This window comes from Streptomyces sp. NPDC058240 (assembly GCF_042882135.1).
In the GTDB taxonomy this organism is placed as follows: Bacteria; Actinomycetota; Actinomycetes; order Streptomycetales; family Streptomycetaceae; genus Streptomyces.
This window is the reverse complement of sequence record NZ_JBHVWT010000003.1, coordinates 146,933-164,859: the sequence shown is the minus strand read 5'-3', so window position 1 is coordinate 164,859 and position 17,927 is coordinate 146,933. Positions and strand designations below refer to the sequence as shown.

At 69.8% G+C, this 17,927-nt stretch carries 14 protein-coding genes; 3 read left to right on the top strand and 11 right to left on the bottom strand.

Annotation, left to right across the window (positions count from 1 at the left end; all coding sequences use genetic code 11):
• Positions 1-76 precede the first annotated feature (76 nt).
• The 3 genes from fahA to ACFVX4_RS08515 all read left to right on the top strand — a co-directional run bounded on the left by fahA (position 77) and on the right by ACFVX4_RS08515 (position 2,725).
• Positions 77-1,306 carry a fumarylacetoacetase gene (gene fahA, locus ACFVX4_RS08525; protein WP_389973351.1) on the top strand — a complete coding sequence of 410 codons (1,230 nt, stop codon included), beginning with the start codon at positions 77-79 and terminating at the stop codon, positions 1,304-1,306.
• Positions 1,303-1,986 (top strand): GPP34 family phosphoprotein, encoded by a 684-nt coding sequence (locus ACFVX4_RS08520; RefSeq protein ID WP_389973348.1) that lies wholly within the window; start codon positions 1,303-1,305, stop codon positions 1,984-1,986. The genes fahA and ACFVX4_RS08520 overlap by 4 nt, the downstream gene beginning before the upstream one ends.
• A gap of 130 nt (positions 1,987-2,116) precedes the next feature.
• Positions 2,117-2,725 (top strand): Uma2 family endonuclease, encoded by a 609-nt coding sequence (locus tag ACFVX4_RS08515; RefSeq protein WP_389973988.1) that lies wholly within the window; start codon positions 2,117-2,119, stop codon positions 2,723-2,725.
• A gap of 27 nt (positions 2,726-2,752) precedes the next feature.
• Here the strand turns inward: ACFVX4_RS08515 and recQ are convergent, their stop codons facing one another.
• From recQ to nuoE, 11 genes are all read right to left on the bottom strand, one after another.
• Positions 2,753-4,747: a DNA helicase RecQ gene (gene recQ, locus ACFVX4_RS08510; RefSeq protein ID WP_389973345.1), complete on the bottom strand. Its 1,995-nt coding sequence runs from the start codon at positions 4,745-4,747 to the stop codon at positions 2,753-2,755.
• Positions 4,748-4,885: 138 nt separating this feature from the next.
• Positions 4,886-6,550 (bottom strand): NADH-quinone oxidoreductase subunit NuoN, encoded by a 1,665-nt coding sequence (gene nuoN / locus ACFVX4_RS08505; RefSeq protein WP_389973342.1) that lies wholly within the window; start codon positions 6,548-6,550, stop codon positions 4,886-4,888.
• Positions 6,547-8,142, bottom strand: coding sequence for an NADH-quinone oxidoreductase subunit M (locus tag ACFVX4_RS08500; protein ID WP_389973339.1), 1,596 nt, complete (start codon positions 8,140-8,142; stop codon positions 6,547-6,549). Before ACFVX4_RS08500 ends, nuoN begins: the two co-directional genes overlap by 4 nt.
• A 5-nt stretch (positions 8,143-8,147) precedes the next feature.
• A complete protein-coding gene (nuoL, locus tag ACFVX4_RS08495; protein WP_389973336.1) occupies positions 8,148-10,043 on the bottom strand; it encodes an NADH-quinone oxidoreductase subunit L in 1,896 nt (631 codons plus the stop codon).
• A 14-nt stretch (positions 10,044-10,057) separates the two neighbouring features.
• Entirely contained in the window at positions 10,058-10,357 is a 300-nt protein-coding gene (gene nuoK / locus ACFVX4_RS08490) for an NADH-quinone oxidoreductase subunit NuoK (protein ID WP_093543641.1), read from the bottom strand.
• Positions 10,354-11,181 carry an NADH-quinone oxidoreductase subunit J gene (locus tag ACFVX4_RS08485; protein ID WP_389973333.1) on the bottom strand — a complete coding sequence of 276 codons (828 nt, stop codon included), beginning with the start codon at positions 11,179-11,181 and terminating at the stop codon, positions 10,354-10,356. Before ACFVX4_RS08485 ends, nuoK begins: the two co-directional genes overlap by 4 nt.
• Positions 11,178-11,816: an NADH-quinone oxidoreductase subunit NuoI gene (nuoI, locus tag ACFVX4_RS08480; RefSeq protein ID WP_389973330.1), complete on the bottom strand. Its 639-nt coding sequence runs from the start codon at positions 11,814-11,816 to the stop codon at positions 11,178-11,180. Before nuoI ends, ACFVX4_RS08485 begins: the two co-directional genes overlap by 4 nt.
• Positions 11,809-13,212, bottom strand: coding sequence for an NADH-quinone oxidoreductase subunit NuoH (nuoH, locus tag ACFVX4_RS08475; RefSeq protein WP_389973327.1), 1,404 nt, complete (start codon positions 13,210-13,212; stop codon positions 11,809-11,811). The genes nuoI and nuoH overlap by 8 nt, the downstream gene beginning before the upstream one ends.
• A complete protein-coding gene (locus tag ACFVX4_RS08470; RefSeq protein ID WP_389973324.1) occupies positions 13,209-15,740 on the bottom strand; it encodes an NADH-quinone oxidoreductase subunit G in 2,532 nt (843 codons plus the stop codon). The genes nuoH and ACFVX4_RS08470 overlap by 4 nt, the downstream gene beginning before the upstream one ends.
• The gene (gene nuoF, locus ACFVX4_RS08465; RefSeq protein ID WP_385325341.1) at positions 15,737-17,119 is read right to left on the bottom strand and encodes an NADH-quinone oxidoreductase subunit NuoF; all 1,383 of its coding nucleotides are present in this window, start codon (positions 17,117-17,119) and stop codon (positions 15,737-15,739) included. Before nuoF ends, ACFVX4_RS08470 begins: the two co-directional genes overlap by 4 nt.
• On the bottom strand, positions 17,119-17,904 hold the full coding sequence (nuoE, locus tag ACFVX4_RS08460; protein ID WP_389973985.1) for an NADH-quinone oxidoreductase subunit NuoE: 786 nt from the start codon (positions 17,902-17,904) through the stop codon (positions 17,119-17,121). Before nuoE ends, nuoF begins: the two co-directional genes overlap by 1 nt.
• Between the last annotated feature and the right edge of the window lie 23 nt (positions 17,905-17,927).

The window sequence follows — 17,927 nt, the reverse complement described above, 5'->3', positions numbered from 1 at the left end:
GTTGGGACACTCCCGCGAGAGGGTGGCACCGACGTAACGTGTCCCCCAAGCGACCTGGAAAGCGAGGCAGCAACACATGCCCGAGCAGAGCAGCCCGCTCGATCTGGCCGAGGGCGACCCCTTCGGTCCGCACAACCTTCCCTACGGAGTGTTCTCCACCCCCGACCACCCCGAGGACCGCCGGGTCGGCGTCCGCATCGGCAATCACGTACTGGACGCCGGAGCCGCGGCGCACGCGCTCGGCTCGCCCTACGCGCAGCTCCTCGCGCAGCCGGACCTGACCGCGCTGCTGTCGGCGGGCCGCACCGCGTGGCGGGACGTCCGGCGGGCGCTGACCGCGTGGGTGACGGTCCCGGCGCACCGCGCGGACATCGAACCGCTGCTGCACCCGGTCGATTCCGTGACGCTCCATCTGCCGTACGCGGTCGCGGACTACGTCGACTTCTACGCGAGCGAGAACCACGCCACCAACGTCGGAAAGATCTTCCGGCCGAACGCCGAGGCGCTGACGCCCAACTGGAAGCACCTCCCGATCGGCTACCACGGCCGGTCCGGCACCGTCGTCGTCTCGGGGACGGACGTGGTGCGCCCGTCCGGCCAGCGCAAGGCGCCGGCCGACGCGGCCCCGGTCTTCGGCCCCTCCGTCAAGCTGGACATCGAGGCCGAGGTCGGCTTCCTCGTCGGCGTGGGCTCCGAGCAGGGCCGCCCGGTCCCGCTCGGCGACTTCCGCGACCATGTCTTCGGGCTCTGCCTGCTCAACGACTGGTCGGCGCGGGACATCCAGGCCTGGGAGTACGTCCCGCTCGGCCCGTTCCTCGGCAAGTCCTTCGCCACCTCCGTATCGGCGTGGGTGACACCGCTGGAGGCCCTGGAGTCGGCTCGCATCGCACCCCCGGCGCGTGACTTCCCGCTGCTCCCCTATCTGGAGGACGCCGGCGAGGAGGAGGCCGGCGGCCTCGACCTGCGGATCTCCGTCGCGATCAACGGAGAGGTGGTCGCCGAGCCGCCGTTCGCCACGATGTACTGGACGGCGGCCCAGATGCTGGCCCAGATGACGGTGAACGGCGCGTCGCTGCGCACCGGTGATCTGTACGGCTCCGGCACGGTCAGCGGCGCCGAGCCCGGCCAGCGCGGCTCTCTCCTGGAGCTGACCTGGAACGGCCGCGACCCGCTGGACCTCCCGGACGGCAAGCGCACCTTCCTGGAGGACGGCGACACGGTGACGATGACCGCCTGGGCTCCGGGCCCGGACGGCACCCGGGTGGGAATCGGCGAGGTCACGGGGCGGATCGTTCCCGCGTCATGATGCCGCCCGCCCCGGAGCTCACGCTCCCCGAGGAGCTGCTGCTGCTCGCGCTGGACCCGCAGCGCGGCAAGCCGTACTGCCCCAACCGCTTCCTGGAGTACGCGACGGCCGGCGCGGTCCTGCGGGAGCTGGAGCTCCAGGGCCGGGTCACCGAACACCTCGGCCGGATACGGGTGGTCAGCCCGCTCGCTCCCCCGGACCCGTTGCTCGCCCAGGTCCTGGGGAGCCTGTCGGCCCCGGCCGTGGGCGGGCTCGCGGGCGACGCCGACACGCGGCGGTGGATCCGGCAGACCGGCCGGTACGTCGAGGAGCTGTGCCTGGAGCACCTGGTGCGCCGCTCGGTCCTGCGCAGGGAGACCCATCGTCTCCTCGGTCTGCTGCCGTACCACCGCCACCCGGCGGCGGACCCGGCTCTGTCGCTCGCCGTCCGGGACCGCTTCGCGGCCGCCGAGGCCGCCGGTTTCCCGGACCCGCGCAGCCGGACCCTGGCCGCTCTGGTCTCGGCGGTCGGTCTGACGGGCGCGGTGGCCCGGGGAGGCCTGCGGGACCGTTGGGCGATGCGCGACCTGGTGCACGAGGAGTGGACCGCGGACGCGGTGTACCGGAACGTCCGCCAGGACCGGGCGAACCGGAACCGCAGAAGAAGGAGCAGCGGCGGCGGGGGCTCCGGGGACAGCTGAGCGGGCGGCGCCGCTCCGGGGCGCCCACGCGTCAGCTTCGCACGGGTGTTCACACGTTCGGGGGAGCCCTCTCCCGTTCCCGACGGATACGCTGAAAAGTCCCACGAGACTCTGCGTCATGGGACCACTGATAAGCGTCGAACCCGAGGCCCCCGAGCCGCGGTGGGCGGTTCCGCCCGTGGGCGGCTGGACCGCCGATGGCCTGGACACACTCCCGAATCTGTCTCCGCACACGGAGCTGATCGACGGGAGCCTGGTCTTCCGGTGTCCGCAGACCGTGTTCCATTCACGGGCGATCGGCTTCTTCAGCAGGCGGCTGCAGTCACTGGTGCCGCATGACCTTGAGGTAATGGCCGAGTTCACCATCGACATCGACCGCTGCAACCGGCCCGAACCCGATGTGATCGTCGTGGGCGGCGAGATCATCCAGGGCCTGAACCAGACCCGCCTTCCCGCCGAGTCCGTACAGCTGGCCATCGAGGTCGTTTCCGACGAGTCCCTGACCCGGGACCGGGAGACCAAGCCCGTGAAGTACGCGCGGGCGAAGATCCCGCACTACTGGCGGGTGGAGAACCACGACGGCCGGGCGGTGGTGTACGTCTTCGAGCTGGAGCCGTCGACCGGTGCCTACGCCTCCACCGGCATCTTCCACGACCGGATGAAGGTCTCCGTCCCCTTCCCGGTCGATCTGGACCTCACCGCGATCACCGCGCGCCGCCGGGCGGCGGACCCGCAGTAGATCCGTCCGCCGCCCGGCCCGTACCGCTCACTCGTACTCGGGCGGCTCCTCGTCCCAGCCGAACTCGGGGTCGGCTTCGGGGGCCGCCAGGGCCGCCGGGGCCGGTGCGGGGGCGGCTTCGCGGGCCGGGGCAGGTTCCGCGGGGGCCGGCGCCTGGGTCTCCCCGAACGTCGCCAGCACCTCCAGCACCCCTTCCCCGTACGTCGCCAGCTTCTTCTCGCCCAGGCCGCTGATCCCGCCCAGCGCGGACACCGAGTCCGGCCGCGCCGTGGCGATCTCGCGCAGCGTCGCGTCGTGGAAGATGACGTACGCCGGGACGCCCTGCTCCTTCGCCTGGGCGCCCCGCCAGGCCCGCAGCGCCTCGAAGACGGGAACGGCCTCGGGAGCCAGCTCGGCGGCGGCCGCCTGCGACTTCGACTTGCGTTCGGCCTTCGTGGCGCGCGACGCGGGCTTCGGCGCCTCCTTGCGCAGCAGCACCTCGCGCTGCCGGCCGAGCACCGAACCGCTCTCCTCCGTGAGCACCAGCGTGCCGTACTCGCCCTCGACCGCGATCAGCCCCTGGGCGAGCAACTGCCGTACGACGCCGCGCCATTCGGCCTCGGCCAGCTCCTCGCCGATGCCGAAGACCGAGAGCTGGTCGTGGTCGAACTGGATGACCTTGGCCGTCTTGCGGCCGAGCAGGATGTCGATGATCTGGCCCGCACCGAACTTCTGCCCGCGCTCCCGCTTCAGCCGCACCACGGTCGACAGCAGTTTCTGCGCGACCACCGTGCCGTCCCAGTTCTCGGGCGGGGTGAGGCAAGTGTCGCAGTTGCCGCAGTCCGCGGCGGTGGGTTCCTGGCCGAAGTACGTCAGCAGCTGGGCGCGGCGGCACCGGACCGTCTCGCACAGGGCCAGCATCGAGTCGAGGTGGGAGGCCGCGCGGCGGCGGAACGCCTCGTCGCCCTCGCTGCCCTGGATGAGCTTGCGCTGCTGGACGACGTCCTGGAGTCCGTACGCCATCCAGGCCGTGGACGGCTGCCCGTCGCGGCCGGCGCGGCCGGTCTCCTGGTAGTAGCCCTCGACCGATTTCGGCAGGTCGAGGTGGGCGACGAAGCGTACGTCCGGCTTGTCGATGCCCATGCCGAAGGCGATGGTCGCGACGACGACCAGGCCTTCCTCGCGCAGGAACCGGGACTGGTGGACGGCGCGCGTGCCCGCGTCGAGGCCCGCGTGGTAGGGGACGGCCTCGATGCCGTTGCGGCAGAGGTACTCGGCGGTCTTCTCCGTCGAATTGCGCGAGAGGCAGTAGACGATGCCCGCGTCCCCGGCGTGCTCGTCCTTGAGGAAGGAGAGCAACTGCTTCTTCGGGTCGGCCTTCGGCACGATCCGGTACTGGATGTTGGGCCGGTCGAAACTGGCGACGAAGTGCTTGGCGTCGGGCATGCCCAGGCGCTGGGTGATCTCCTGGTGCGTGGCGTCGGTCGCGGTCGCCGTCAGGGCGATGCGCGGTACGTCGGGCCAGCGCTCGCCGAGGACGGAGAGGGTCAGATAGTCCGGGCGGAAGTCGTGACCCCACTGGGCCACGCAGTGCGCCTCGTCGATCGCGAAGACGGAGATCTCGCCGCGCGAGAGCAGCGCGAGCGTGGCGTCCAGGCGGAGCCGCTCCGGGGCCAGGTAGAGCAGGTCGAGCTCACCGGCGGCGAACTGGGCCTCCATCGAGCGGCGCTCGTCGAAGTCCTGCGTCGAGTTGATGAAGCCGGCCCGCACCCCGAGCGCCCGCAGCGCGTCCACCTGGTCCTGCATCAGGGCGATCAGGGGTGAGACGACGATGCCCGTACCCGCTCTGACCAGGGCCGGGATCTGGTAGCAGAGGGACTTGCCGCCACCGGTCGGCATGAGCACGACGGCATCCCCGCCCGCGACCACGTGGTCGACGATCGCTTCCTGCTCGCCGCGGAACTCCTCGTACCCGAACACCTTGTGCAGCGTCCGCCGCGCGTCGCTCTCGGTCACATCCATGGTCCCGCCCGTCGTGCCCATCGCTCTGTCCCCCGGGTCCGTCCCGCGTCCTGCGTATTGCCGTCGTCCCCTGCCACGATAGGCGCCGCCTACGACAACGCCGGACGGGCTTGACTTCTCAAGCCCGTCCGGCGTCGCTCCGGCTGTGTGCGGTGTGCGCTACCTCACGAACACTCCCGCCTGGCTCGCCAGGTCCAGGAAGTACTGCGGGGCCAGGCCCAGCACCAGCGTGACCGCGACTCCGACCGCGATCGTCGTCATCGTCAGCGGGGACGGGACGGCGACCGTGGGGCCGTCCGCCTTCGGCTCGCTGAAGAACATCAGCACGATGACCCGGATGTAGAAGAACGCGGCGATGGCCGAGGAGATCACACCGACCACGACCAGCCCGCCCGCGCCGCCGTCCGCCGCGGCCTTGAACACGGCGAACTTTCCGGAGAAGCCGGAGGTGAGCGGGATACCGGCGAAGGCCAGCAGGAACACCGCGAAGACCGCGGCGACCAGCGGCGAGCGCCGGCCGAGCCCTGCCCACTTCGACAGGTGCGTGGCCTCGCCGCCCGCGTCGCGTACCAGGGTGACGACGGCGAACGCGCCGACCGTCACGAAGGAGTACGCGCCCAGGTAGAAGAGGACCGACGAGATGCCGTCCGGGGTCGTCGCGATCACACCGGCGAGGATGAATCCGGCGTGGGCGATCGAGGAATAGGCCAGCAGCCGCTTGATGTCGGTCTGGGTGATGGCGACGATCGCACCGCCCAGCATCGTGACGATCGCGACGGCCCACATGACCGGGCGCCAGTCCCAGGCGAGGCCCGGCAGCACCACGTACAGCAGGCGCAGCAGCGCGCCGAACGCGGCGACCTTGGTGGCCGCGGCCATGAAGCCGGTGACCGGGGTCGGGGCGCCCTGGTAGACGTCCGGGGTCCACATGTGGAACGGGACGGCGCCGACCTTGAAGAGCAGCCCGGTGAGGATCATCGCGCCGCCGATCAGGAGCAGCACGTCGTTGCCCATGGTGTCGGCGAGTGCCGGGTCGATCCGGGTGACGGAGCCGTCGACCACGTTGGCGATGGCCGCGTACGAGACGGAGCCCGCGTACCCGTAGAGCAGGGCGATCCCGAAGAGCAGGAACGCCGAGGAGAAGGCGCCGAGCAGGAAGTACTTCACCGCGGCCTCCTGCGACATCAGCCGCTTGCGGCGGGCGACGGCGCACAGGAGGTAGAGCGGGAGGGAGAAGACCTCCAGGGCCACGAAGAGCGTCAGCAGATCGTTGGCCGCGGGGAAGACCAGCATGCCTGCCACCGAGAAGAGGACCAGCGGGAAGACCTCGGTGGTGGTGAATCCGGCCTTGACCGCCGCCTTCTCGCTGTCGCTGCCGGGGACCGAGGCGGCCTGGGCGGCGAAGGAGTCGACGTGGTTGCCGTGCGAGGCGGGGTCGAGCCGCCGCTCGGCGAAGGTGAAGACGGCGACCAGTGAGGTCAGCAGGATGGTGCCCTGCAGGAACAGCGTCGGCCCGTCGATCGCGATGGCGCCCATCGCGGCGATGTGCGCCTTCGTCGTGCCGTATCCGCCGGCCGCCAGTCCGACGACCGCGGCGAACGCGGCGGCCAGCGCGACGACCGTGAGGAAGACCTGCGTGTAATAACGGGCCCGGCGCGGCACGAAGGCCTCGACGAGTACGCCCACGACGGCGACACCGATCACAATGAGGACCGGGGCCAGCTGGGTGTACTCGATGACCGGTGCCTTGAACTTCTCGACCGGGGCGGCCGATGTCACCCCGCCCGCCATTGCCCACAGGCTGTGGACAGCTGTTGCGCTCACTTGGCGGCCTCCACCTCAGGCTGGGGGTCCTTCTTCTGGACGTCCGACATGGTGTGCTGCACCGCCGGGTTGACGATCTCGGTCAGCGGCTTCGGATAGACACCCAGGAAGAGCAGCAGCGCGATCAGCGGAAGGACCACCACCAGCTCCCGGACCTTGAGGTCCGCCATGCCCTGGAGCTCGGCCTTCACCGGGCCCGTCATCGTCCGCTGGTAGAGGACGAGGACGTAGAGCGCGGCGAGCACGATGCCGGTCGTGGCGATGATGCCCGCCGCCGGATACGCGCTGAACGCGCCGACCAGGACCAGGAACTCACTGACGAACGGGGCGAGTCCGGGCAGCGACAGGGTGGCCAGACCGCCGATCAGGAAGGTGCCGGCCAGGATGGGCGCCACCTTCTGCACCCCGCCGTAGTCGGCGATGAGCCGCGAACCGCGGCGGGTGATCAGGAAACCCGCCACCAGCATCAGCGCGGCGGTCGAGATGCCGTGGTTGACCATGTAGAGCGTGGCACCGGACTGGCCCTGGCTGGTCATCGCGAAGATGCCCAGGATGATGAAGCCGAAGTGCGAGATCGACGCGTAGGCGATCAGCCGCTTGATGTCACGCTGGCCGACGGCGAGCAGCGCCCCGTACACGATGCTGATCAGCGCCAGAACGATGATCACCGGCGTCGCCCACTTGCTGGCCTCCGGGAAGAGCTGGAGGCAGAAGCGGAGCATCGCGAACGTGCCGACCTTGTCGACGACCGCGGTGATCAGGACGGCGACCGGGGAGGTCGCCTCGCCCATGGCGTTGGGCAGCCAGGTGTGCAGCGGCCACAGCGGGGCCTTCACCGCGAAGGCGAAGAAGAACCCGAGGAAGAGCCAGCGCTCCGTGCCGGTCGCCATGGAGAGCGAGCCGTTCGCGCGGGCCTCGGCGATCTCGGAGAGCGAGAACGTCCCCGCGACGACGTAGAGCCCGATCACGGCGGCCAGCATGATGAGGCCGCCGACGAGGTTGTAGAGCAGGAACTTGACCGCGGCGTACGAGCGTTGCGCCGCCGCGTTCTCGTCGCTGCCGCTGTGTGCCCGGTCCCCGAAGCCGCCGATGAGGAAGTACATCGGGATGAGCATGGCTTCGAAGAGGATGTAGAAGAGGAAGACGTCGGTGGCCTCGAAGGAGAGGATCACCATCGCTTCGACCATCAGGATCAGGGCGAAGAAGCCCTGGGTCGGGCGCCAGCGCGAGGACTTCCACGTGGCGGAGCCACTATCGGATACAGCCAGGGGGTCGGCGTCGTGCCAGCCGGCCAGGATGACGAAGGGGATCAGCAGGGCGGTGAGCGCCATGAGCGCCACCCCGATGCCGTCCACACCCAGTTCGTACCGGACGCCGAAGTCCTTGATCCAGGCGTGCGATTCGGTGAGCTGGTAGCGGTCGCCGCCGGGCTCGAAGCGGGCGAGCGCGATGCCCGCCAGGACGAGTGTGGCCAGCGAGAAGACCAGCGCCAGCCATTTGGCGGTGGTGCGCCGGGCGGCCGGGACGGCGGCGGTGGCGACCGCGCCGATCGCCGGGAGCGCCGCCGTCGCTGTCAGGAGGGGAAAGGACATGGTGATCAGACCGCCCTCATCAGCAGGGTCGCGGCGATGAGAACCGCCGTACCGCCGAACATCGAGACCGCGTAGGAGCGGGCGTAGCCGTTCTGCAGCTTGCGCAGCCGGCCGGAGAGCCCGCCCATCGAGGCCGCCGTGCCGTTGACGACGCCGTCGACCAGGGTGTGGTCGACGTACACCAGGGAGCGGGTGAGGTGCTCGCCGCCGCGGACCAGGACCACGTGGTTGAAGTCGTCCTGGAGGAGATCGCGGCGGGCGGCCCGGGTGAGCAGCGAGCCGCGCGGGGCGACGACCGGGACGGGCTTGCGGCCGTACATCGCCCAGGCGATGGCGACGCCGATGACGAGCACCACCATGGTGGCGGCGGTGACCGTCGTGGCGCTGACCGGCGCGTGTCCGTGGCTGTGGCCGGTGACCGGCTCCAGCCAGTTCAGGAAGCGGTCGCCGATGGAGAAGAAGCCTCCGGCGAAGACCGAACCGAACGCCAGGATGATCATGGGGATGGTCATCGACTTCGGGGACTCGTGCGGATGCGGCTCGTGGCCCTCCGCGTCGGGCTGCCAGCGCTTCTCGCCGAAGAACGTCAGCAGCATCACGCGCGTCATGTAGAACGCGGTGATCGCGGCGCCCAGCAGGGCCACCGAGCCGAGGATCCAGCCCTCGGTGCCGCCCTTGGCGAAGGCCGCCTCGATGATCTTGTCCTTGGAGAAGAAGCCGGACAGGCCGGGGAAGCCGATGATCGCCAGATAGCCGAGGCCGAAGGTGATGAAGGTGACCGGCATGTACTTCCGCAGGCCGCCGAACTTCCGCATGTCGACCTCGTCGTTCATGCCGTGCATGACCGAACCGGCGCCGAGGAAGAGCCCGGCCTTGAAGAAGCCGTGCGTCACCAGGTGCATGATCGCGAAGACGTAGCCGATCGGGCCGAGCCCGGCGGCCAGGATCATGTAGCCGATCTGCGACATCGTCGACCCGGCGAGGGCCTTCTTGATGTCGTCCTTCGCACAACCGACGATCGCACCGAAGAGCAGCGTGACCGCTCCGACGACCACGACGACCAGCTGTGCGTCCGGCGCGGCGTTGAAGATCGCGCCGGACCTGACGATGAGGTACACACCCGCGGTCACCATGGTCGCGGCGTGGATGAGGGCCGAGACCGGGGTCGGGCCCTCCATCGCGTCACCGAGCCAGGACTGCAGCGGCACCTGGGCCGACTTGCCGCAGGCCGCGAGCAGCAGCATCAGGCCGATCGCCGTCAGCTTGCCCTCGCTCGTCTGCCCCGTCGCTTCGAGGACGGGGCCGAAGGCGAAGGTGCCGAAGGTGGTGAACATCAGCATGATCGCGATCGACAGGCCCATGTCGCCGACCCGGTTGACCAGGAATGCCTTCTTGGCGGCCGTGGCCGCGCTGGGCTTGTGCTGCCAGAAGCCGATGAGCAGGTACGACGCCAGACCGACGCCCTCCCACCCGACGTACAGCAGCAGGTAGTTGTCGGCGATGACCAGGATCAGCATCGCCGCGAGGAACAGGTTCAGATAGCCGAAGAAGCGGCGCCGGCGCTCGTCGTGCGCCATGTAGCCGATCGAGTAGATGTGGATCAGGGTGCCCACACCGGTGATCAGCAGCACGAACGTCATCGACAACTGGTCGAGCTGGAAGGCCACATCGGCCTGGAAGCCCTCGACCGGGATCCAGCTGAACAGCTTCTGGTGCAGCGCCCGGTCCTCCGCGCCCTTCCCCAGCATGTCGACGAAGAGCACGACACCGATGACGAACGACACGGCGGCGAGCAGGGTGCCGACCCAGTGTCCGGCCCGGTCCAGCCGTCGGCCGCCGCAGAGCAGGACCGCCGCTCCGAGCAGAGGCGCCGCGACGAGCAGCGCGATCAGGTTCTCCACGATTCAACGTCCCCTTACAGCTTCATCAGGCTGGCGTCGTCGACCGAGGCCGAGTGGCGGGAACGGAACACCGACACGATGATCGCGAGCCCGACCACGACCTCCGCCGCGGCGACGACCATCGTGAAGAAGGCGATGATCTGGCCGTCGAGATTGCCGTGCATCCGGGAGAAGGTGACGAACGCGAGGTTGCAGGCGTTGAGCATCAGCTCCACGCACATGAACACCACGATCGCGTTCCGCCGGATCAGCACCCCGGCCGCACCGATGGTGAACAGCAGGGCTGCGAGATAGAGGTAGTTGACCGGATTCACTTGGCGACCTCCTCTTCTTCGTTGTCACGGCCGAGCCGTTCCTCGGAGCGCTGCTCCAGCGCCTTGAGCTGGTCCAGCGACTCGTTCGACACATCGCGGATCTGGCCGCGGTTGCGCAGCGTCTGCATGACGGTGAGCTCGGAGGGCGTGCCGTCCGGGAGCAGACCCGGGATGTCCACGGCGTTGTGCCGGGCGTAGACACCGGGGGCGGGCAGCGGCGGCAGCTGCTTTCCGCGTACGCGCTCCTCGGACATCTCCCGCTGGCTCTTGGCCCGTTCGGTGCGCTCCCGGTGGGTGAGCACCATCGCGCCGACCGTCGCCGTGATCAGCAGGGCGCCGGTGATCTCGAAGGCGAAGACGTACTTGGTGAAGATGAGGCTGGCCAGCCCCTCGACGTTTCCGCCGTGCTCGGTGTTGGCGGTGCCGAGCCCGTTGAAGCTGTTCAGCGAGGCGTTGCCGATGCCCGCGATGAGCAGGATGCCGAAGCCGAGCCCGCAGCCGGCGGCCAGCCAGCGCTGCCCCTTCAGGGTCTCCTTCAGCGAGTCGGCCGCGGTGACACCGACGAGCATGACCACGAAGAGGAACAGCATCATGATCGCGCCGGTGTAGACGACGACCTGGACGATGCCCAGGAAGTAGGCGCCGTTGGCGAGGTAGAACACCGCAAGGACGATCATGGTCCCGGCGAGGCTCAGCGCGCTGTGCACGGCCTTCTTCATCAGTACGGTGGACAGCGCGCCGATCACGGCGACGATGCCGAGCACCCAGAACTGGACGGCCTCACCGGTCGAGGTCTGGGAGGCCGCAGCGGCCAGGGCGGTCATGCGCCCACCCCCTGCGCCGAGCCGTTGTTCTCGCTGTGCGCGTCGGCCGGCTTCTCACCCTTGGAGACGGCGACCTGGGGCTCCGTACCGGGCGCGGCCTCGGTGACGAGGCCCCGGTAGTAGTCCTGTTCGTCCATCCCGGGGAAGATCGCGTGCGGGGTGTCGACCATGCCCTCCTCCAAGCCCGCGAGCAGCTCGTCCTTGGTGTAGATGAGGCTTTCGCGGGTGGTGTTGGCGAGCTCGAACTCATTGGTCATCGTCAGCGCCCGGGTCGGGCAGGCCTCGATGCACAGTCCGCAGAGAATGCAGCGCGCGTAATTGATCTGGTAGACGCGGCCGTAGCGCTCACCCGGGGAGTAGCGCTCCTCGTCGGTGTTGTCCGCGCCCTCGACGTAGATCGCGTCCGCCGGGCAGGCCCAGGCGCACAGCTCGCAGCCGATGCACTTCTCCAGACCGTCCGGGTGACGGTTGAGCTGATGCCGGCCATGGAAGCGCGGCGCCGTCACCTTCGGCGTTTCCGGATACTGCTCGGTCAGCCGCTTCTTGAACATGGCCTTGAAGGTCACGCCGAAGCCGGCGACGGGGTTCTGGAACTTCTCCCCCGAGGACCCCGAGGACTCTGATGACTCAGACACCGTCCGCCTCCTTTCCGTCACTCGGATGTTCGTCACTCTGAGTATCCGACCCGCCACTGACAACGAGCTCCCGCTCGCCCCGCGGCCTGCGGCGCGGCACCGGCGGCAGGGTCTGTCCGGGCAGCGGCGGCACCGGGAACCCGCCCGCCATCGGGTCGAACGCCGGCTCCGGTCCGGCCTCCGCCGCGGCGGCCCGGCCCTTCTTGTCGCGGAAGATGTCGGCGACGAAGGAGATCAGCAGGATCGCGATCACGGCCCCGGCCACGTACAGCACGATCTTCGTGAAGTCGTAGCCCTCGTTGCGCAGCGCCCGCACCGTCGCGACCAGCATCAGCCAGACCACGGAGACCGGGATCAGGACCTTCCAGCCGAGCTTCATCAGCTGGTCGTAACGGACCCGGGGCAGCGTGCCGCGCAGCCAGATGAAGAAGAACAGCAGCAGCTGGACCTTGATGACGAACCAGAGCATCGGCCACCAGCCGTGGTTCGCGCCCTCCCAGAAGGTGCTGATCGGCCACGGGGCCCGCCAGCCGCCCAGGAACAGGGTCGTGGAGACCGCGGAGACGGTGACCATGTTGACGTACTCGGCAAGCATGAACATCGCGAACTTGATCGACGAGTACTCGGTGTTGAAGCCGCCGACCAGGTCGCCCTCGGACTCCGGCATGTCGAACGGGGCACGGTTGGTCTCGCCGACCATCGTGACGATGTAGATGATGAAGGAGACCGGCAGCAGGATGATGAACCAGCGGTCGTGCTGCGCCTCCACGATCTTCGAGGTCGACATCGACCCCGAGTAGAGGAACACCGAGGCGAACGCGGCGCCCATCGCGATCTCGTAGCTGATCATCTGCGCGCAGGAGCGCAGACCGCCGAGGAGCGGGTACGTCGATCCCGACGACCAGCCGGCCAGCACGATGCCGTAGATCCCGACCGAGGCGACCGCGAGGATGTAGAGCATCGCGATCGGCAGGTCGGTGAGCTGCATCGAGGTGCGGTGCCCGAAGATCGAGACCTCGTTGCCGGACGGTCCGAACGGGATCACCGCGATCGCCATGAACGCCGGGATGGCGGCGACGATCGGGGCGAGCACGTACACGACCTTGTCGGCCCGCCTGACGACGAGGTCCTCCTTCAGCATCAGTTTGATGCCGTCGGCGAGCGACTGGAGCATGCCCCAGGGTCCGTGCCGGTTGGGGCCGATGCGCAGCTGCATCCAGGCGACGACCTTGCGCTCCCACACGATGGAGAAGAGCACGGTCACCATCAGGAACGCGAAGCAGAACACCGCTTTGATGACGACGAGCCACCACGGGTCGGTGCCGAACATCGACAGGTCCTCGGCGGCGAGCACGGCACTGTGCGGTGCCGCGGCCAGTTGAGCGAAGGCACTCACGCCCCCACCTCCGGTGTGACGTCGGGAGTACCCGGTGCGGCGGGGCCGATCCGGACCAGACCGCCGGGCCGGGCGCCGGTGTCGGCCGGGACGCCCCGCCCGACGGAGTTCAGCGGCACCCAGACCACCCGGTCCGGCATGTCGGTGACCTTCAACGGGAATGCGACGCTGCCCGCCGGACCGGTGACGGCCAGCAGATCGCCGTCCTTCACACCCGTCTCGGCCGCGGTGGTCGCGGACAGCCGGGCGACCGCGGCGTGCCGGGTGCCGGCCAGCGCCTCGTCGCCCTCCTGGAGCCGGCCCAGGTCGAGCAGCATCCGGTGGCCCGCGAGGACCGCCTCGCCGTCGCCGGGCCTGGGCAGCGGCTGCGCCGGCTCGTTCGGTTCGGTGGCGTGCGCCCCGGTCCAGCCGCCGAGCCGGTCCAGCTCACGGCGTACGGACTTCAGGTCCGGCAGCGCGAAGCGACCGGCTCCGTCGGAGCCTGTGACGCGGCCCATCGCATCGGCCAGCATGTGCAGCACCCGGGCATCGCCCGGCGCCAGCGTGCGCGTCATCTGCTCGGGCTTCAGCGCCGCCTCGAACATCCGCGCCCTGCCCTCCCAGTTGAGGAAGGTGCCGGACTTCTCGGCCACCGCGGCGACCGGGAAGACCACATCGGCGCGCTCGGTGACCTCGCTCGGCCGCAGCTCCAGCGAGACCAGGAAGCCGACCTGGTCCAGTGCCTCCAGGGCCCGTGCCGGGTCCGGCAGGTCCACGGTCTCGACCCCGGCGACGAGCAGCGCACCCAGTTCGCCGGTGGCCGCGGCCTCGACGATCTGGCCGGTGTCGCGGCCGAAGCGGGACGGGAGCTCGGCGACGCCCCAGACGGCCGCCACCTCGTCCCTGGCCCGCGGGTCGGTCGCCGGACGGCCGCCCGGCAGCAGCGACGGAAGCGCGCCCGCCTCCACCGCGCCGCGCTCGCCGGCCCGGCGCGGGATCCACACCAGCGCGGCCCCGGTCGCGGTGGCCGTCCGTACCGCGGCGGTGAGCCCGCCCGGCACCGCGGCCAGCCGCTCACCGACCACGATCACGGCGCCCTCGCCGCGCAGCGCCTCGGCCGCCGCGGCTCCGTCGCCGTCGAGCCCGACACCGCCCGCGATGGCGTCCAGCCACTCGGTCTCGGTGCCGGGGGCGGCGGGAAGCAGCGTGCCGCCCGCCTTCTCCAGGCCGCGGGTGGCGTGCGAGGCGACCGCGAAGGTGCGCTGTCGGTGCTTGCGGTTCGCCTTGCGCAGCCGCAGGAAGACGCCGGGCGCCTCCTCCTCCGACTCGAACCCGACCAGCAGCACCGTCGGGGCCTTCTCCAGCGAGGTGTACGTGACACCCGCGCCGTCCAGGTCCCGGCCGCGCCCGGCCACGCGGGCGGCCAGGAAGTCGGCCTCCTCGCTGCTGTGGACCCGGGCCCGGAAGTCGATGTCGTTGGTGTCCAGCGCGACCCGGGCGAACTTGCTGTACGCGTAGGCGTCCTCGACGGTCAGCCGGCCGCCGGTGAGCACGCCCGTCCGGCCGCGCGCGGCGGAGAGACCGGCGGCCGCGGCGGCCAGCGCCTCGGGCCAGCTCGCCGGTTCCAGGTCACCGTCCGCGTTGCGCACCAGCGGAGTGGTGAGCCGGTCCCGCTGCTGTGCGTAGCGGAAGCCGAAGCGGCCCTTGTCGCAGACCCACTCCTCGTTGACCTCGGGGTCGTTGGCGGCGAGCCGCCGCATGACCTTTCCGCGCCGGTGGTCGGTGCGGGTCGCGCAGCCGCCCGCGCAGTGCTCGCACACCGACGGCGAGGACACCAGGTCGAAGGGCCGGGAGCGGAACCGGTACGCCGCCGAGGTCAGTGCCCCGACCGGGCAGATCTGGATGGTGTTCCCGGAGAAGTACGACTCGAAGGGGTCGCCCTCGCCCGTACCGACCTGCTGGAGCGCACCGCGCTCCAGGAGCTCGATCATCGGGTCGCCCGCCACCTGGTTGGAGAACCGGGTGCAGCGCGCGCAGAGCACGCACCGCTCACGGTCCAGCAGCACCTGGGTGGAGATCGGGACGGGCTTCTCGAACGTGCGCTTCTTGCCGTCGAAGCGGGAGTCGGAGCCGCCGTGCGACATCGCCTGGTTCTGCAGCGGGCACTCGCCGCCCTTGTCGCAGACCGGGCAGTCCAGCGGGTGGTTGATGAGCAGCAGCTCCATCACACCCTTCTGGGCCTTCTCGGCGACCGGCGAGGTGAGCTGCGACCTCACCACCATGCCGTCGGTGCAGGTGATGGTGCAGGACGCCATCGGCTTGCGCTGGCCCTCGACCTCGACGATGCACTGGCGGCAGGCGCCGACCGGGTCGAGGAGCGGGTGGTCGCAGAAGCGCGGGATCTCGATGCCGAGGAGTTCGGCGGCCCGGATGACCAGGGTGCCCTTGGGCACGCTGATCTCGATGCCGTCGATGGTCAGCGTGACCAGGTCCTCGGGCGGGATGGCCGCCTCGCCGCCCCCGGAGGGCGCACTCGTGGTGACTGTCATGCGTTCACCCCCTGGTGAGCGTTCTTGTCGTCGGCCCAGACGGTCGACCTGGCGGGATCGAAGGGGCAGCCCTTGCCCGTGATGTGCTGCTCGTACTCCTCGCGGAAGTACTTCAGCGAGGAGAAGATCGGCGAGGCGGCTCCGTCGCCGAGGGCGCAGAAGGACTTGCCGTTGATGTTGTCGGCGATGTCGTTCAGCTTGTCGAGGTCGGCCATCTGTCCCTTGCCGGCCTCGATGTCGCGGAGCAACTGGACCAGCCAGTAGGTGCCTTCGCGGCAGGGCGTGCACTTGCCGCAGGACTCGTGGGCGTAGAACTCGGTCCAGCGGGTGACGGCCCGCACGACGCAGGTCGTCTCGTCGAAGCACTGGAGCGCCTTGGTGCCGAGCATGGAACCGGCGGCGCCGACGCCCTCGTAGTCGAGCGGTACGTCGAGGTGCTCGTCGGTGAACATCGGGGTCGACGAGCCGCCCGGGGTCCAGAACTTCAGCCGGTGGCCGGGGCGCATGCCGCCGCTCATGTCGAGCAGCTGGCGCAGCGTGATGCCGAGCGGCGCCTCGTACTGTCCGGGGCCCGCGACATGCCCGCTGAGCGAGTACAGCGTGAAGCCGGGGGACTTCTCGCTGCCCATCGACTTGAACCAGTCCTTGCCCCGGTTCAGGATCGCGGGAACCGAGGCGATGGACTCGACGTTGTTCACCACAGTGGGGCAGGCGTACAGACCGGCGACCGCGGGGAAGGGGGGTCGCAGCCGGGGCTGGCCACGCCGTCCTTCGAGAGAGTCGAGCAGTGCGGTTTCCTCACCACAGATGTACGCGCCGGCACCGGCGTGCACCGTGAGTTCCAGATCGAGCCCTGAGCCCAGGATGTTCGTCCCCAGATAACCCGCCTCGTACGCCTCTCGTACGGCCTCGTGCAGACGTCGCAGCACGGGGACGACCTCACCGCGCAAGTAGATGAACGCGTGCGACGAACGGATCGCGTAACAGGCGATCACGATGCCCTCGATGAGGCTGTGCGGGTTGGCGAACAGGAGCGGGATGTCCTTGCAGGTGCCCGGTTCCGATTCGTCGGCGTTGACAACTAGATAGTGCGGTTTGCCGTCGCCCTGCGGGATGAACTGCCATTTCATCCCGGTGGGGAAGCCCGCGCCGCCGCGTCCGCGCAGACCGGAGTCCTTGACGTAGGCGATGAGGTCGTCCGGTGACATGGCGAGGGCCTTGCGCAGTCCCTCGTATCCCTCGTGGCGCCGGTAGGTCTCCAGGGTCCAGGATTCCGGCTGGTCCCAGAAGGCGGAGAGGACGGGGGTGAGCAGTTTCTCGGGGCTGCCCCCGTTTCCGTTGCCACTTCCGTTGTCATTGATCTCGGTCGCCAACGTCATCACTCCCCCTCCTCGGCGGTCGGGCCGGCCGGGTGGTCCGGGTCCTGCGGGACGGCGGCGTGGCCGGACTCGCCGCGCGGGGCGCTGCCGCGCGGCGCGACGACGCGCGGGTGCGGCTCCTCGCCCTTGGCGAGCCGGAGGCCGATCAGCGAGGCGGGGCCCGCGCCGCCGGAGGCCTCGACGGCACCGGGTCGCTCGTCGGGGAAGCCGGCCAGGATCCGGGCGGTCTCCTTGTACGAGCAGAGCGGGGCGCCGCGGGTGGGTTCGACGGTGCGCCCGGCGATCAGGTCGTCGACCAGGCGGGTCGCGCTCTCGGGCGTCTGGTTGTCGAAGAACTCCCAGTTGACCATCACCACGGGGGCGAAGTCGCAGGCCGCGTTGCACTCGATGTGTTCGAGGGTGATCTTCCCGTCCTCGGTTGTCATATCGGGCCCGTCGTTGCCGACGCCGAGGTGCTCCTTGAGCCGGTCGAAGATGGCGTCGCCGCCCATCACCGCGCACAGGGTGTTGGTGCAGACACCGACCTGGTAGTCACCGCCGGCCCTGCGCCGGTACATCGTGTAGAAGGTGGCGACCGCGGTGACCTCGGCGGTGGTGAGGCCGAGCAGCTCGGCGCAGAACGCCATGCCCGTGCGGGAGACGTAGCCCTCCTCGGACTGCACCAGGTGCAGCAGGGGCAGCAGGGCGGACCGGCTGTCGGGGTAGCGGGCGATCACCTCCTTCGCGTCCGCTTCGAGCCCGGCGCGCACCTCGGCCGGGTAGGCGGGGGCGGGGAGCTGCGGCATCCCCAGACTGACTTCCTGACGTG

Bases quoted from the DNA above. Each gene is read 5' to 3' on its own strand.
- recQ (WP_389973345.1), bottom strand. From the start codon at position 4,747: ATGGGCACGACGGGCGGGACCATGGATGTGACCGAGAGCGACGCGCGG.
- ACFVX4_RS08485 (WP_389973333.1), bottom strand. From the start codon at position 11,181: ATGACCGCCCTGGCCGCTGCGGCCTCCCAGACCTCGACCGGTGAGGCC.
- fahA (WP_389973351.1), top strand. From the start codon at position 77: ATGCCCGAGCAGAGCAGCCCGCTCGATCTGGCCGAGGGCGACCCCTTC.
- nuoF (WP_385325341.1), bottom strand. From the start codon at position 17,119: ATGACGTTGGCGACCGAGATCAATGACAACGGAAGTGGCAACGGAAAC.
- nuoE (WP_389973985.1), bottom strand. From the start codon at position 17,904: ATGCCGCAGCTCCCCGCCCCCGCCTACCCGGCCGAGGTGCGCGCCGGG.
- ACFVX4_RS08470 (WP_389973324.1), bottom strand. From the start codon at position 15,740: ATGACAGTCACCACGAGTGCGCCCTCCGGGGGCGGCGAGGCGGCCATC.
- ACFVX4_RS08520 (WP_389973348.1), top strand. From the start codon at position 1,303: ATGATGCCGCCCGCCCCGGAGCTCACGCTCCCCGAGGAGCTGCTGCTG.
- ACFVX4_RS08500 (WP_389973339.1), bottom strand. From the start codon at position 8,142: ATGTCCTTTCCCCTCCTGACAGCGACGGCGGCGCTCCCGGCGATCGGC.